We start from the raw sequence: 14,755 nt of genomic DNA, 5'->3' as shown, positions 1-14,755 counted from the left end.
CTTCCAGACGGTTCCGGGGGTCTGGGCGTGGATCTCGATCCCGCCCTTGCCTCCGGCAGGCGCCGCCGGAGCGCTGGGGGTCTCGCCACCTGAAGCTGGTTTGCTCTCCGCCTTCTGGACGGTGATCTCCCCCTCCCCTTCGGCGACCTGAACACTGTATCTTTTTCCGTCGACTATGACCGTGTAGTTTCCTGCCATGGCGTTTTTCTCCCCGTTGTTTGTTGTTTCCTGAGCTCCTTTGCGGACCATCAGGGGCGATTCGCCTTTGAGGAAAGCGATCCCCTTCTTGTCGCAGGAGGCGGCGATGAAGATGTTCTCGTCGCTGGTCTCGATCCCCTCGGCCTGCAGCACCGCCCGCCAGTAGGCGATCGATTTCTTCTCGTCCCGATCGGCGATATCGAGGGGATTTTCGGTGGTGGGCTCCAGATGCAGCTGCTCCGAGGCCAGCTCCACGATCTTCGGATCGGGAGGCATGGGAGTGCGACCGAAGTAGCCCAGGACCATCCGGCCGTAACCGGGGGCGATCTTTTTCCAGGGGCCGAACATGACGTTGGCGTAGGCCTGTTGCCAGTAGAACTGGCTCACCGGGGTCACGGAGGTGCCGTAGCCACCCTTCTCCACCACTTCGGTCATCGCTTCGATCACCGCATCGAATTTGTCCAGGTTGCCGCTGTCGCGCATCATCTGGGTGTTGGCGGTCAGAGCGCCGCCGGGCATGGGGGCGAAGGGGATGATGGGATTGACACGGGTCGCTTCGGGGGGAACGAAGTAGTCCTTGAGGCACTCTTTGAAACGCTTTTCATATTGTCGGACCTTTTGAAGCTCCAGTCCTCCCAGATCGTAGTCGGTCCCCTTGAGGGCGTGCATCAGCGTCAGCATGTCGGGCTGGGAGGTCCCGCCGCTTACAGGAGCCGCCGCCAGGTCGATGCCGTTGGCGCCTCCCTCCAGCGCCGCCAGATAACAGGCGACACTCACTCCGGCGGTCTCGTGGGTATGGAGCCGGATATGGGTATTGACCCCCAGGAGCTTCCGGGCCATCCGGATCGTCTCGAAGACCTTGTGGGGGTTGGAGGTGCCGCTGGCGTCTTTGATGGCGACACTGTCGAATTCCAGGCCGCTGTCGAGGATCTGACGCAGAACCTTTTCGTAGAAAGCCACATCGTGGGCCCCCTTGCATCCGGGGGGCAGATCCATCATCGTCACCACCACTTCGTGGTCCATACCGTGCTTTTTGATGCAGGCGCCGCTGTACTCCAGGTTCCTTACATCGTTGAGGGCATCGAAGTTGCGAACGGTGGTGGTGCCGTGTTTGGCGAAGAGCTTGGCGAAGAGATCGATCATCTCCCGGCTGCCGGTGTCTAGCATCACCGTATTGATCCCCCGGGCGAGGATCTGGAGATTGACATTGGGACCGACCATCTCGCGGAAGCGGTCCATCATCTCGAAGGCGTTCTCCTGCAGATAGAAAAAGAGGCTCTGGAAGCGGGCCCCGCCGCCAAACTCGAAGTGGGTGATCCCTGCCTCCAGGGCCGCCTCCACCGCCGGGAAAAAATCCTCCATCAGCACCCGGCCTCCGAAGACCGACTGGAAGCCGTCCCGGAAACTGGTATCCATCACATCGATATAGCGTTTCGCCATCTTCAGCCCCTTTTACCGTGGGATCGGCGGTATTCGGCCACCGCTGCGACGATCGCCGCGACTCTGGCTCGCTCTTCTTCTTCGGCCGACGATGCCGCTCTCTCACCGCTGACGGAAGATCTCTCAGGGAAATAGCGGGCGATGACCCAGGCCTGGAGACGCATCAACAGCACCAGTATATAGAGGAAGATAAAAACGATCCCCATTCCCAGTATCATGAACTTGATACTCTCGCTGACGAGATGAACCTCCATCCCCGATCCTTTGCAATAGACTTTGGCGATGGACAATTGTAGGATAGATTTCCTTGATGACTCTTAAGAGAAAACGCTACCTTCTTCTTTTTCTCTTTTTCCCGGTTTTGGCCTGGCGTTGCTCCGCTTCGAACTCTCCGAGCATCGCCTCCAGCTCTGACTCGTCGTAACCGATCCGATCGCTGACATCAAAGGTCTCGCTCTCGAGAATATAGCTGACCGCCTTGCGGATGAAGGTGGCCTGGTCCATATCTGCCAATGTTTCCAGAACCTTATCCGCCATGGGATGGATCGCCGTCTCCTGGAGCTTCTGACCCAGCATCCGTATCTCTTCCTCCCCGATACCGCCGCCGCCGGAGACCTTGAGTGTCGCCAGTTTCATATCCGCACCCACCTCTTTGCGGATCCGCTGCAGCTCCCGGAACTCCTCGGTGGAGGCCAGGGTGATCGCCCGGCCCTGCTTACCCGCCCGGCCGGTTCGGCCGATACGGTGAACATAGCTCTGGGGATCGAAGGGGATGTGGTAGTTGAAGACGTGGGTGACATTTTTGATATCCAGCCCCCGGGCCGCCACGTCGGTGGCGATGAGGATCCGGATCTCGCCCCGGCGGTAGGATTTGACGATGGCGTCCCGCTCCATCTGATCGATGTCGCCGTGCAGTCCCGCGGCGTTGAAGCCCAGGGCCTGGAGATGCTCCGTCAGCCGATCCACCTCCCGCTTCATCCGGCAGAAGATCAGCGCTTTGTTGTAATCTTCGGTCTCCAGCAGCCGCACGATCGCCTCGTCCCGCTGGTTCTCGTTGATCACGTAGTAGAGCTGTTCGATATCCACGTTCTTGGTCGTCTCTTCCCCTACGACAGAGACAAATTCCGGCTCGTAGAGCAGCGTATCGGCCAGCTCCTTGATGGGATCGGGCATCGTGGCGGAGAAGAGCAGCGTCTGGCGATTCTGGGGGATGTATTCGAAGATCTCACGTACATCGTCGAGGAAGCCCATATCGAGCATCTCGTCCGCCTCGTCCAGCACCACGATCTCAGGGTTGAAGACATCGATCTTCCCTTTCTGGTAGAGATCCTTGAGCCTCCCCGGGGTCGCCACGACGATCTGGACGCCACGGTGTATCAGGGCGATCTGCCGTCCGTAGCCCACACCGCCATAGACCGCCAGAGTGCGGATCCCGGCGAAACGTCCCAGATGGTAGAGCTCGTCGCTCACCTGGGTCGCCAGCTCCCGGGTGGGAGTGATCACCAGGGCCCGCTCCACCTCCCCCCGGGCGATCCGGTCCAGGATCGGCAGACCGAAGGCGGCGGTCTTGCCGGTTCCGGTATGGGCCTGGCCTACCAGATCTCTCCCCTCCTGAATGATGGGGATCGCCTCTTTCTGAATGGGACTGGGCTCTTTGAATCCGGCGATACGGACCCCTTTGGCCACCTCGGGATGCAGGTCGAAATCTCTGAATGTCATACACTTACCTTTGCACAAACGGGGAAAACACTCCCCGGAATTTCGTTCAAACTTCTCTACCGGGCCCAAACCCGGATCGGGTCCTTTGAACCTTCTGAATCCCCCGAAGGGGGCTCAAAAGAGTCAAAGACTGTCTTTGGTTATTGGTGTATTGGTATATTGGTTATTGGAAGGCAGGGCCAACGCCAGCCTGGCGGGAATGAATTCCACTTCCAAACAAAAAGCGTTGCAACGCAACGCATACCAAAACTCCTCATTCCTCACTCTTCACTCTTCACTTCTCACTAAATTTCGGTTCCTCATTCCTCATTCCTCATTCCTCATTAATTCCCCATGCTCCAGAGCAGAAAGGCCCCAAAGAGGATCCGGTAGATCCCGAAGGGGACGAAGGTGAAGCGGGAGAGGAAAGCCAGGAAGAGCTTGATGGTGATCCAGGCCACGACGAAAGCCACCACGAAACCCACCAGATAGGGGCCCCACTGGGCGTGGGCGAAGGCATGGTAGTGTTTGAGCAGATCGTAGCCGCTCACCGCCGCCATCACCGGGATCGCCAGGAGAAAGGAGAACTCCGCCGAAGTCTTGCGATCCAGCCCTGCCAACAGTCCTCCGATGATGGTCGCCCCGGCCCGAGAGGTTCCGGGAATCAGCGCGAAGACCTGGGCGAAACCCACAGCTACCGCCTGCATCCAGCTCACTTGCTCCACATCCTGGACTCGCTCTTTGGCCTCCTCGTCATAGAAATGCTCCACGATCAAAAAGACCACCCCGCCGATGATGAACATCCACGCCACCACCTGCACGCTGAAGAGCGCCTTGATCTGATGCCGCAGCAGAAAGCCGATCACCCCCAGGGGCAGAAAAGCCACCAGCAACTTCTCCCAGAGTACGATCTTTTTGAAACTGATCTTCTCCCGATAGATCAGCATCACCGCCAGGATCGCCGCGAACTGGATAATCACGTCGTAGGCCTTGGTCAGATCGCTCTGGGCGATCCCCAGATAGTGCTCCGCCACGATCATATGCCCGGTCGAAGAGATGGGCAAGAATTCGGTAAAGCCTTCGATGATGCCGATGATAATTGCTTGAAAGTAGTCCATTTGGTTCTCTGGTTATTGGTCTATTGAAAGTGCCTGTGGCACAGTCGCAAGTCGCAAGAACGGCGGCAACGCCGCCTCACGTCGCAAGTAAATGTGCAGGACTGAAGTCCCGCCTCCAAAAAAAAACGTTGCAAAGCAACGCACCGCAATCCAACATCAAACCGCGCCGCTATGCGGCGCACCAAAATTCTCAACTCTCCATCCTCAATTCCCCATTCCCCCGTGGGATCGCAATTCCACGCTACATAGCCAACGGTTACTAGTTACTAGTTCCTCATTACTAGTTTCCACTCGCTGCCTCACTCCTCACTCTCCATTATTCACTCCTCACTCCTCACTCACCCGAATGATTCATATCATTCTGGCAAAGTATCCCTCTTCCCGCGACATCAGCTCTGCGGGCGTGCCCTGGTCCGCCAGACGGCCGTCTTCCAGGACGAAGACATACTCCGCCTTTTCGATGGTACTGAGGCGGTGGGCGATGGTGACCACCGTCTTGGGGCGCAGATACTCTTCCAGCTCCGCAAAGAGTTTCGCCTCGGTGTGCACATCCAGGGCCGAGGTGGACTCGTCGAAGATCACCACTTCGGGATCGAGCAGGATCATCCGGGCGATGGCGACCCGTTGACGCTGTCCGCCGCTGAGCCGCACGCCGTCGCGCCCTACCTGGGTATCGAGCCCCTGTTCCAGCGTCGCGATCACATCCTCCAGCTGGGCGATGCGAATCGCCGTTTCGATCCGATCGGGAGGATATTCCCGTCCCAGCGTGAGGTTGAAACGCATTGTATCATTAAAGAGCTTGGGGTGCTGGAGGATGACATGGATATGTTCCCGGATCACCGGGAGGGCGATGCGACGGGAGGGAACCTCGTCGTAGTAGATCTCACCCTCCTGAACCGGGTAGAAACCCACCAGGAGATTGGCCAGCGTCGTCTTGCCGCTTCCGCTGGGGCCCACCAGCGCCACTTTGGCGCCGGACGGGATTTCCAGGGAGATTTGCTTCAGAATCTGACGATCCTCCCGATAGCCGAAGGAGAGATCCTCCGTACGGATGGCTACGGTCGCTTTCCCACGGAAAGGATCCTCGCTTTGCTCGACCTCCGGCTCCCGCTCCATGGCGAAGATCCCGTCGATCCGACGGCAGGCGGCGCGGGCGGAGGCCAGCGCGTACTGGAAGTTGATCACATCCTGCGTCGGCGTCATCATGATCCACAGGTAGCCGAAGACCGCCAGCATCAGCCCCACGCTGAGCCCGCCGTAGGCCACCGCCAGGATGCTCACGGAGCGGAAAAGCTCGTAGCCGCTGAGAAAGATCAGAAAGGACAGACGCATCGCCCGGTCGCTCTTGTACCCGTAATCCACGGAACGTTCACGCAGAGAGCGTGCCTCCCGGACGATCCGGGAGAAGAAATACTCCTCTTTGTTGGCCGCCCGGATCTGATGAAAGAGCTCCAGCGTCTCCGTCAGCGCCGACTGAAAGGCCTCTACCGCCCGGTTCTCCTCCCGCTTGAGCCGCCCCACGTTGCGGGCCAGTTTGGCGGTGAAAAAGACCACCACCGGATTGGTCACGAGGATGAAGAGCGCCAGCTTCCAGTCGATGATCAACAGCACCACCGCCGTAAAGATCAGGGTGAGGATGGAGATGACGAATTTGCTCACCGTGGTCCCGACGAAGGTATCCACGGTGGCGATGTCAGTCACAAGCCGAGAGGCGATGGCCCCGGAGGAGCTGGTCTCGTACTCTTTGAGGGAGACCCGTTCCAGATGCTCCACTGCCGAACGGCGCAGGCGGTAGGCCAGGTCTTTGGAGACCCCCAGGAAGGTCTTGACCTGATAGACATTGAGCAGGAAGCCGAGCCCCCGCAGCACGATTACCAAGGCCAGGAAGAAAAAGACATACCCTTCCAGACTCATCGGGTGAATATGCTCCGCCACCCAACTGGTCATCGTATGGCTCTTTTTGAGCAGCAGCTCATCGACGAGGATCGGGATAAAGAGCGGGATCGTCACCGTCAGCAGGGTCGCCAGCAGTGCCGCCAGGTTGCCCCGGATCAGGGCGGAACGGTAGTGCAGGGTCCGGCGCAGCAGATCGGTGATACGACAGGAGCGGAAGGTCACGACGCGGCGGGATCTTTCAGGGAGTCGGCGATCTCGAGCACCCGGCTCAGGTCCTTGGTCTCGATGGTGTGGGTAGCCGCCTCTTTGAGGACCGGCTTGGCACAAAAGGCGATCCGAGTCGCCGCATGGGCGAACATGCTCAGGTCGTTGGCGCCGTCACCCACCACCAGGGTCTCTTCCGGGGAGACGCCCAGCAGCTGTTGGAGCCGCACGATCATCCGGCCTTTGGAGTCGCCGAACATCATCTCGCCTCCCACTTTTCCGGTAAGGATCCCCTCATCCTCGTGGAGGTAGTTGGCGAAGTCGGCATCGAGCCCCAGCACCTCCGCCGCGGGCCGGGTCGCCCGACGGAAGCCGCCGGAGAAGCAGACCACCTTGTAGCCCCGCTTCTTCAGTCCGTGAACCGCCTCTTTGGCTCCGGGCATCAGGGGCAGCCCTTCACAGATCTCCTGGACCCGTACGTCGGGAAGTCCCTCGAGGAGCGCCACCCGGGCGAGAAGGGATTTGAAAAAGTCCAGATGTCCCTCCATCGCCTGCCGGGTAATGGCGGCCACCTCCTCTTCCAGTCCCAGCTCCGCGGCCAGGAAATCGATGGTCTCACCATCCATCAAGGTCGAATCGAAATCGAATACTGCCAGTTTATGCATCGGCTCTCTTTGGCTCTTTTTGGTAGAATTATAGCCAAACCGACCCGACGGGGAATGAAAGAGAATCCGATGTTCGAAAGCTTTTGCCAGAATCTGCAGGGGACCCGTCCCTTCATCACCGTAGAGATCACCCCGCCCCACGGCGCCTCCATGGAGCCGACCCTCCAGGCCATCGAAGCGGCCGGCCTGTCGCAAAAAGTCAGCGGCTTCTCTGTCACCGACAACCCCCTGGCCCGCCTCAAGATGTCGGCAATCCTCAGCGCCATCCGGGTTCAGCAGCGTTTCGGCAAGCCGGTCATCGCCACCATGAGTATGCGCGACCGCAACAAACTCTCTCTGCAATCCTCTCTGCTGGGGGCCAACGACTTCGATATCCGTCTGATCCTGGCGCTGACGGGCGATCCCGCCAAGTTCAGTGACCATCCCGAGGTCAAGGGGGTCCTGGAGCGCGACATCACCTTGCTGCTAAGCATCATCTACCGCCTCAACAACGGCTTCGACTACTCGGGGCAGGCACTGGACCCCCGCCCCAAACCTATCTATCCCTTCGCCGTGAGCAACGCCTACGCCAAGGATATGAAGCATCTGATGAAGCGAATGGTCAAGAAGCTCGACTACGGCGCCCGGGCCATCATCACCCAGCCGGTCTTCGACCTGGAGAATGCCAGAGAGCTGCTGGCGATCTTTGAAGAGGCCCGGAGCAAAAGCATCCGGGAAACTGCCAAAGAGGCCCAGCTGATCCTGGGGCAGTTCCCCATCATCCGGGCGCGCACCGCCACCTTCATTGACGACAAGGTCCCCGGCATCAGCGTCCCCAAAGCGATCATCGACGAGATGAACCTCGCCACCATGGATGGTGCCGAGAAGGAGCGGGATGTGGGCTTCGCCCTCTCCAAGCGGATCTTCGACGAGATCATGGCCCTGCACCCCAAAGTCCACCTCATGACCCACAACCGCTTCGAACTCTGCGCCCAGCTTATCGGGAGTGAGTAGTGGATAGTTTAAGCTAGCTGATAATTTTTGTTAAGCCGAGAAAATCCAAAATCCATTCTGCGTAATCCCGTTACACATCGGGGCTATTTCGCTCCACTTCCTCTCTGACAATTGGCAATCTCAACTACTTCTGAGTAAGATAATGTATCTTTATTTCACAAACAACAGGAGATGCCATGAGCAACGACAAATTCAGAGAAGAATCTCTGCAGTACCACAGAGCACGCAACGAGTTCGACACCAACGGAAAGATCGGAACCCTGATCACCAAGCCCTGCGACACCGAAAAAGAGCTGGCCATGGCCTACAGCCCCGGGGTCGCCTATCCCTGCCTCGAGATCGAGAAGGATGAAGAGGCGGCCTACGAATACACCAACAAGGGCAACCTAGTCGCCGTCGTCAGTGACGGAACCGCCGTACTGGGCTTGGGAGACATCGGCCATCTGGCCGGCAAACCGGTCATGGAGGGCAAGGGTGTCCTCTTCAAGACTTTCGCCAACGTCGATGCCATCGATATCGAGCTCAATACCAAAGATACCGAAGAGATCATCGAAACCGTCGCCCGGATCGCCGACAGCTTCGGCGGGATCAACCTGGAGGATATCTCCGCGCCCCGCTGTTTCGAAATCGAAGACCGCCTCAAAGAGATCTGTAACGTCCCCGTCTTCCACGACGATCAGCACGGAACCGCCGTCATTACTACCGCCGGTCTCATCAACGTCCTGGAGATGACCGGTAAGAAACCCGAAGATCTCAAAGTCGTCGTCATCGGCGCCGGTGCTTCGGGAATCGCCTGCGCCCGTATGTACAAGCAGCTGGGTGTCAAAAACATCACCATGCTCGACTCCAAAGGGGTCATCCACAGCGGTCGGACCGATCTGAACAAATACAAGCAGGAGTTTGCCTTCGAGACTCCCGATCGGACGCTGGAAGACGCCATGAAAGGCGCTGACATGGTGCTGGGCCTCAGCGGGGCGGACCTGATCGATCCCGAATGGGTCAAGACTATGAGCGCCGAAAGCCCCATCATCTTCGCCTGTGCCAATCCCAACCCGGAGATCAAGCCTCCTCTGGCCAAAGAGGCACGCCCCGACATCATCATCGGCACCGGCCGCAGCGACTACCCCAACCAGGTCAACAACGTCCTGGGCTTCCCCCAGATCTTCCGCGGCGCCCTGGATGTCCGCGCCACCAAGATCACCGAAAACATGAAGATGGCCGCCTCCCGCGCCCTGGCCGCCCTGGCCAAAGAGCCCGTCCCCGAGCATGTCATGAAGGCTCACGGACGTGAGTGCATGGAGTTCGGCCCCGACTACATCATCCCCTCTCCCTTCGACCGCCGGGTCCTGGTCTACGTCGCCTCCGCCGTCGCCCAGGCCGCGGTCGAGGACGGCGTCGCCCGGATCAAAGAGTTCGATCTGGAAGCCTACAAGACCAAGCTCCAGCGTCTAGCCGACCATCTCGACGGCAAGATCTAAGTCTTTCCTGGGCCCTTGAGGCCTTCTGTATCTAAATCTAACAACACCAATCTGATCTAACACAAAATTTTCTACACTCTTCTGACTCTCTCTTTGGAATTCTCATTGTACCTTGACACTATTCAACATTTGTAGTATATTGTAGATACATATATACACGTGGATGGATGAGATGAAAAAAGCGATCAATATACGTATGGATGAAGATTTGCTAAGCGAGCTGGATAATTATGCCCGGGAACTGGAACGATCAAGGACCTACCTGATTGAAAAGGCGGTCAGTACCTATTTCGATACCCTGGACGAGATGATCGCCGACAAACGTATTGACGATGTCAAAGCTGGAAAAACCGAGGTCTATACACTGGAAGAAGTAGCCAAGAGACTCGGGCTTGAATAATGTTCAAAATCATCATCCCGAAACCGGTTCTCAAGGAGCTTGAAAAGCTGAATACAGAAGACCGGAGGTTGGTTTACTCCAAAATCCGGGACCTTGAAAAGGGGCATTTTGCAAAAGACAAGCCCCTCAGAGGGAGACATAAAGGCAAATACAGAAAACGCGCCGGAAACTATAGAATCATCTATCTGAGAGAAAAAGATATTCTCCTCATCACCCTAATCCGTATCGCCCACCGGAAAGAGGTCTACTGATCTTTTCTTCTTCGCCGATCCCCCGGATATATTGGTAAAAGTATCAAGTAGAAATATCGGATTGCTATAATTCCCCTATTCCTCCACAAGGAGCTCCTATGACCTGCGATTTTCTCATCGTCGGGGCCGGGATCATCGGCCTGTCGATGGCCCACAACCTGCGCAAGCGGTATCCCGATGCTTCCATCGTTGTCCTGGACAAAGAGGACGAAGTCGGCCGCCATGCCAGCGGGCGCAACAGCGGAGTGCTGCACGCCGGTTTCTACTACACCGCCGACTCCCTCAAGGCCCGCTTCACCCGTGACGGCAACCGGGCAATGCGGGAATTCTGCGAAACCTACAAACTCGACATCAATCCCTGCGGCAAAGTGGTCGTCGCCCAAAACGAAGCGGAGCGCCAGACACTGCACGAACTGCTGCGCCGGGGAGAGGCCAACGGGGTGGAGGTGCGGATCATCAGCGAAGAGGAAGCCGCGAAGATCGATCCCAACATCCGCACCTACCGTGAAGCGCTTCACAGCCCCACCACCGCCACCGTCGATCCCCGGCAGGTCCTGGAGAAGCTCCGCCACATCGTCGTGAGCGAAGGGACCCGCCTCATGCTGGGCAATCCCTGGATGGGCAACCTGGGCAACAACCATGTCATGACCCGCACCCATACCGTTACCGCCGGCAAAATCATCAACTGTGCCGGGCTCTACGCCGACCGGATCGCCCAGGCCTACGGCTTCGGGGAACGCTACACGATCCTGCCTTTCAAAGGGATCTACCTCAAATACTCCGGCGAACCGGCCCCCGTGCGGACCAACATCTATCCCGTTCCCAAGCTGGAAAATCCCTTCCTGGGGGTCCACTACACCGTCACCGTCGACGGCACCGTCAAGATCGGCCCCACCGCCATCCCCGCCTTCTGGCGCGAGAACTACCGGGGGCTGGAGCGCTTCCGTCCCGACGAGCTGACCGAGATCCTCTGGTACGACGCCAAACTCTTCGCCACCGACAGCTTCGGGTTCCGCAAACTGGCCCTGGAGGAGTTTCGCAAATACTCCAAAAAACACCTGGCTGAGCTGGCCGCCGGGATGGTCCGGCAGATCGACGCGGAGCGATTCGACACCTGGAGCACCCCCGGCATCCGCGCCCAACTGCTGGACAAAGCGTCCCTGGAGCTGGTCCAGGATTTCATCGTCGAAGGGGACGAGCACAGCATCCACATCCTCAATGCTGTCTCCCCCGCTTTCACCTGCGCCCTGCCCTTCACCGAATGGGTCATCGAGGAGTATATCGACGGCAGCAAATAAACCCTCGTAATATATTCTGTCATTCCGGACTTGATCCGGAATCCAGGGACACAAAAATCCCCGTAAACCGCAGTTCCTGAATCAATTTTGTAGCGTGGTTTGCTATCCCACGTTCTCTACCTTCACGATCTAAATCTTCGTGGTTTGGCAAACCCACACTACCACTCTCAAAGAACGGGGATATTTCCTCTATTTGGAGGCGGGACTTCAGTCCCGCATATTCGGGGTTAAAACCCCACCACCTTGCATTCCGTAAGTAGGGCAGGTGAATATAGATATCAACGACTCGGCAGGCTCACCAGACTCTGGGTGTAGCACCACGATTCCCGCCCTTCCACAAAATAACAGAGACTGTGATCGATCACCATCCCAAATTCAGCAGGTTCTTTCTCGTGAAGCGTCAAATCTATTCTGGCCAACTCTCCCCCGGGAATCCAACAGTGTCCCGTAAACGAATACCGACGATTCCCCGCACTCATCACCGTCGTGATACTTTGATCCACTCTGACCCCGGTGCATCCAACCCCGTTCAAAACCCCAGCGATTCGTGCCCCCAGTTTTATATCGGATACATTGCCATCCGACCCTATCCGCCAATCTTTCATCCGACTCAGAAGTTTCTGTCCAATAGGCTTCATCTCCGGGCTGTGATCTGTATATTTGATCTGCGAAAGCACCAACGCACTTCCCAAAATCGCCACCAAAAAGGAGAAGACCCAACCCAGAACTTTCAAAAATCTCTTCACCGCCTAATTCTCAATTCTCAATTCTCAATCCAGAAGGCTCATTTTCCCACATAGACCTGCCGCGGGCGGGCGATCTTGGCCTCGGGGGATTTGTTGAACTCGATCCACTGAGCCACCCACCCCACGGTCCGCCCGATGACGAAAACGGGGGTAAACATGGAGCGGGGCAGTCCCAGGGCCGTGAGGATGATCCCGGAGTAGAAATCGATGTTGGGATAGAGCTTGCGGGAGATGAAGTAGTCGTCATTGAGGGCGATCTCTTCGATCCGACGGGCGATCCGCATCAGCTCCGTATCCAGATCCAGCTCCTCGGTCAGCCGGTCCTGCAGCGTCTTGAGGATGCGGGCTCTGGGATCGAAATTTTTGTAGACCCGGTGGCCGAAGCCCATGAGCCGGAAAGGATCGTCGGGATCCTTGGCCCGGGCGATATATTTGTCCACATTCTCAACACTGCCGATCATCTTCAGCTGCTCAATGACCGATTCATTGGCTCCGCCGTGGGCCCGGCCCCAGAGTGCGGCGATCCCCGAGGCGATGGCCACATAGGGATGAGCACCGGTGGAAGCGACACTGCGCACGACGGTAGTTGAGGCGTTCTGTTCGTGATCGGCATGGAGGGTGAAGATCGTGTCGAGCGCCTCCACCTCGATGGGTTTGATCTCCCTCGGGCCGTTCACCTCCCGGTGAAGCTTGCCTCCCGGATAGGCCCGCAGCATATAGAGGAAATTCTCGGTGAAACTCCGGTCGATATCGGGGTAGATATAGGTCGCTCCCAGGCTGTTGCGATAGGCGAAGGCGGCCAGCGTCGGCATCTTGGCGACGATCCGGTGGGCCATCTGGCGGTAATCCTCGTCACTCTCCAGCTTCAGATGCTCGTAGTAAAAGGCCGAAAGCCCCGTCACCCCCGCACTGAGCGAGGACATGGGGTGGGCGTTGTCGGGCATCATCTCAAAGAGCTTCACCAACCCTTCCGGCAGAAAAGAGCGGTGCCGAAGCTCCAGATCCAGCGCTACCCGCTCATCGTCGGTGGGCAGCTCCCCCTCCAGCAACAGATGGATCACCTCCAAGTAGCTGTGGCCCGTGGCCAGATCCTCGATGGGAATGCCCCGGTAGCGCAGTTCTCCCTCTTCACCGTTGATGAAGGTGATCTCCGAGCGGCAGCTTGCCGTGGAGGTGAAGCCCGGATCGTAGCTGAACATTCCGCTGTCGCGGTAGAAGCTACGCATATCCACCGCTGCTGGGCCCCGGGTCCCTTCGATGATGGGATATTCGTAGCGTTTGCCGGTGCGATTGTCGATCAGGGTCATGGTCTCTTTGGGCATCACGATCCTCCTTTGTGCTTTTATTGAGTATAGCACAGGGTGTGTAGCAAAAAAGTAGCAAAACGCGGGGAAACGGGCGGGAGAAAAGAGTGACTCAGCTCCTCAGCCATGCCATGGCGGCATCGTAATCTTCGAAGAACTGCATCTCTCCACTGCAGAAGTGCCGGAAGAGCTCCACGGAGATCTCCTCCCACTTCTTCTCTCCCACGATCGCCATCCGATGGAAGGCATGCCGGATCCTGAGGCCAAACTTCAGATCGTCCAGCGCCGCCTCGAAGGTCCACCCTTCGAAGCGCCGCATATCCACCAGGATATCCGGCTTGTGCTCACCCGCCGCCTCGATGGCCCGCTCGATCACCGGGATCAGCACTTCATAATCCTCATGGTGCAGTTTCCCTTCCAATACGATTTTGACCAATTCCCATCCGCCGTCCATGATGACGGAGATTCCGACGCCCCGCGTATCGATCTCGACCGACATGGCTTCCTCCTCTGGTGATTTTTCCTATTATACCGCTTTGAAATTTTTCGAAAAAACGTCATTTACAATGCCGAATTTCATCGGTATCATTGCAGAAAATTTCAACAGGAGTCATATGATGAACCGATTATCGGCCTTCAGCTTTTTAGTGATGATAGCGCTATTTCCGGTGGCAATCCATGCCCTCTCGTGCACCCGGCCTTCGCAGGCCTACGAGCGGCCCCTCTGCGATCCGGCATTGCAAAGGGAGTTTGCGCGGCTACAGCGCACAGTGGACGCGATCTCCCGGCGTGATCCCCGGATTCTCTGGTCCCAGCGTGCCTGGATGGATCGGCTTCGCCGTGACTGCGCGGCGGGGGAACGCTGGTGTATCCAGGCCCATGTGCGGCAACGGATGGACGAGCTGGCCGGGCGCATCGCCGCCACTCCGACTCGTTTGTCTTCTCGGGCCGTCCCCGTAAACACATCCCGGGGACTTGACGCTCCCCAACCGAAACACGCCCAAAGCACACTGGCGATCCGGCCCGTCTCACGGCCGCGCACCCCCCAGCCCCATCCCCATTCCGC

At 57.8% G+C, this 14,755-nt stretch carries 15 protein-coding genes; 6 read left to right on the top strand and 9 right to left on the bottom strand.

All coding sequences use genetic code 11. The features are described 5' to 3' along the window. The 6 genes from F8I07_RS08620 to serB form a co-directional block, all read right to left on the bottom strand. Window positions 1-1,638: biotin attachment protein (locus F8I07_RS08620; protein WP_292658412.1), on the bottom strand; the 1,638-nt coding region annotated here is incomplete at its 3' end. Window positions 1,639-1,640: 2 nt separating this feature from the next. Next, window positions 1,641-1,892, bottom strand: coding sequence for an OadG family protein (locus F8I07_RS08615; RefSeq protein WP_292658409.1), 252 nt, complete (start codon window positions 1,890-1,892; stop codon window positions 1,641-1,643). A 76-nt stretch (window positions 1,893-1,968) separates the two neighbouring features. Continuing rightward, the gene (locus F8I07_RS08610; protein WP_292658406.1) at window positions 1,969-3,357 is read right to left on the bottom strand and encodes a DEAD/DEAH box helicase; all 1,389 of its coding nucleotides are present in this window, start codon (window positions 3,355-3,357) and stop codon (window positions 1,969-1,971) included. A gap of 323 nt (window positions 3,358-3,680) precedes the next feature. Then, the gene (locus F8I07_RS08605; RefSeq protein WP_292658403.1) at window positions 3,681-4,454 is read right to left on the bottom strand and encodes an undecaprenyl-diphosphate phosphatase; all 774 of its coding nucleotides are present in this window, start codon (window positions 4,452-4,454) and stop codon (window positions 3,681-3,683) included. Between the two features lie 351 nt (window positions 4,455-4,805). After that, window positions 4,806-6,572 carry an ABC transporter ATP-binding protein gene (locus F8I07_RS08600; RefSeq protein ID WP_292658400.1) on the bottom strand — a complete coding sequence of 589 codons (1,767 nt, stop codon included), beginning with the start codon at window positions 6,570-6,572 and terminating at the stop codon, window positions 4,806-4,808. Next, window positions 6,569-7,360 (bottom strand): phosphoserine phosphatase SerB, encoded by a 792-nt coding sequence (gene serB, locus F8I07_RS08595; protein ID WP_292658398.1) that lies wholly within the window; start codon window positions 7,358-7,360, stop codon window positions 6,569-6,571. The genes F8I07_RS08600 and serB overlap by 4 nt, the downstream gene beginning before the upstream one ends. On the opposite strand from serB, the gene F8I07_RS08590 reads away from it, so the two are divergent. From F8I07_RS08590 to lhgO, 5 genes are all read left to right on the top strand, one after another. Continuing rightward, entirely contained in the window at window positions 7,289-8,212 is a 924-nt protein-coding gene (locus F8I07_RS08590; protein WP_292658396.1) for a methylenetetrahydrofolate reductase, read from the top strand. The genes serB and F8I07_RS08590 overlap by 72 nt on opposite strands. A 176-nt stretch (window positions 8,213-8,388) precedes the next feature. Continuing rightward, window positions 8,389-9,690 (top strand): malic enzyme-like NAD(P)-binding protein, encoded by a 1,302-nt coding sequence (locus tag F8I07_RS08585; RefSeq protein WP_292658393.1) that lies wholly within the window; start codon window positions 8,389-8,391, stop codon window positions 9,688-9,690. Between the two features lie 172 nt (window positions 9,691-9,862). Then, a complete protein-coding gene (locus F8I07_RS08580; protein WP_292658390.1) occupies window positions 9,863-10,090 on the top strand; it encodes a ribbon-helix-helix protein, CopG family in 228 nt (75 codons plus the stop codon). Next, window positions 10,090-10,341 (top strand): type II toxin-antitoxin system RelE/ParE family toxin, encoded by a 252-nt coding sequence (locus F8I07_RS08575; RefSeq protein ID WP_292658387.1) that lies wholly within the window; start codon window positions 10,090-10,092, stop codon window positions 10,339-10,341. The genes F8I07_RS08580 and F8I07_RS08575 overlap by 1 nt, the downstream gene beginning before the upstream one ends. A gap of 98 nt (window positions 10,342-10,439) precedes the next feature. Then, on the top strand, window positions 10,440-11,639 hold the full coding sequence (lhgO, locus tag F8I07_RS08570; protein ID WP_292658384.1) for an L-2-hydroxyglutarate oxidase: 1,200 nt from the start codon (window positions 10,440-10,442) through the stop codon (window positions 11,637-11,639). Window positions 11,640-11,917: 278 nt separating this feature from the next. On the opposite strand, the gene F8I07_RS08565 is transcribed toward lhgO, so the two are convergent. The 3 genes from F8I07_RS08565 to F8I07_RS08555 all read right to left on the bottom strand — a co-directional run bounded on the left by F8I07_RS08565 (window position 11,918) and on the right by F8I07_RS08555 (window position 14,188). After that, window positions 11,918-12,373: a hypothetical protein gene (locus F8I07_RS08565; protein WP_292658381.1), complete on the bottom strand. Its 456-nt coding sequence runs from the start codon at window positions 12,371-12,373 to the stop codon at window positions 11,918-11,920. Between the two features lie 50 nt (window positions 12,374-12,423). Further along, a complete protein-coding gene (locus tag F8I07_RS08560; protein WP_292658379.1) occupies window positions 12,424-13,707 on the bottom strand; it encodes a citrate synthase in 1,284 nt (427 codons plus the stop codon). 94 nt (window positions 13,708-13,801) lie between these two features. Next, window positions 13,802-14,188 (bottom strand): STAS/SEC14 domain-containing protein, encoded by a 387-nt coding sequence (locus F8I07_RS08555; RefSeq protein WP_292658374.1) that lies wholly within the window; start codon window positions 14,186-14,188, stop codon window positions 13,802-13,804. A 118-nt stretch (window positions 14,189-14,306) separates the two neighbouring features. Between F8I07_RS08555 and F8I07_RS08550 the strand changes: the two genes are divergently transcribed. Then, window positions 14,307-14,755, top strand: a 449-nt coding sequence (locus tag F8I07_RS08550; RefSeq protein ID WP_292658372.1) for a hypothetical protein, incomplete at its 3' end; no start/stop codon positions are given.

The organism is Nitratifractor sp. (assembly GCF_015487065.1).
Classification (GTDB): Bacteria; Campylobacterota; Campylobacteria; order Campylobacterales; family Sulfurovaceae; genus Nitratifractor.
This window is presented reverse-complemented; position numbering and strand designations above follow the sequence as displayed.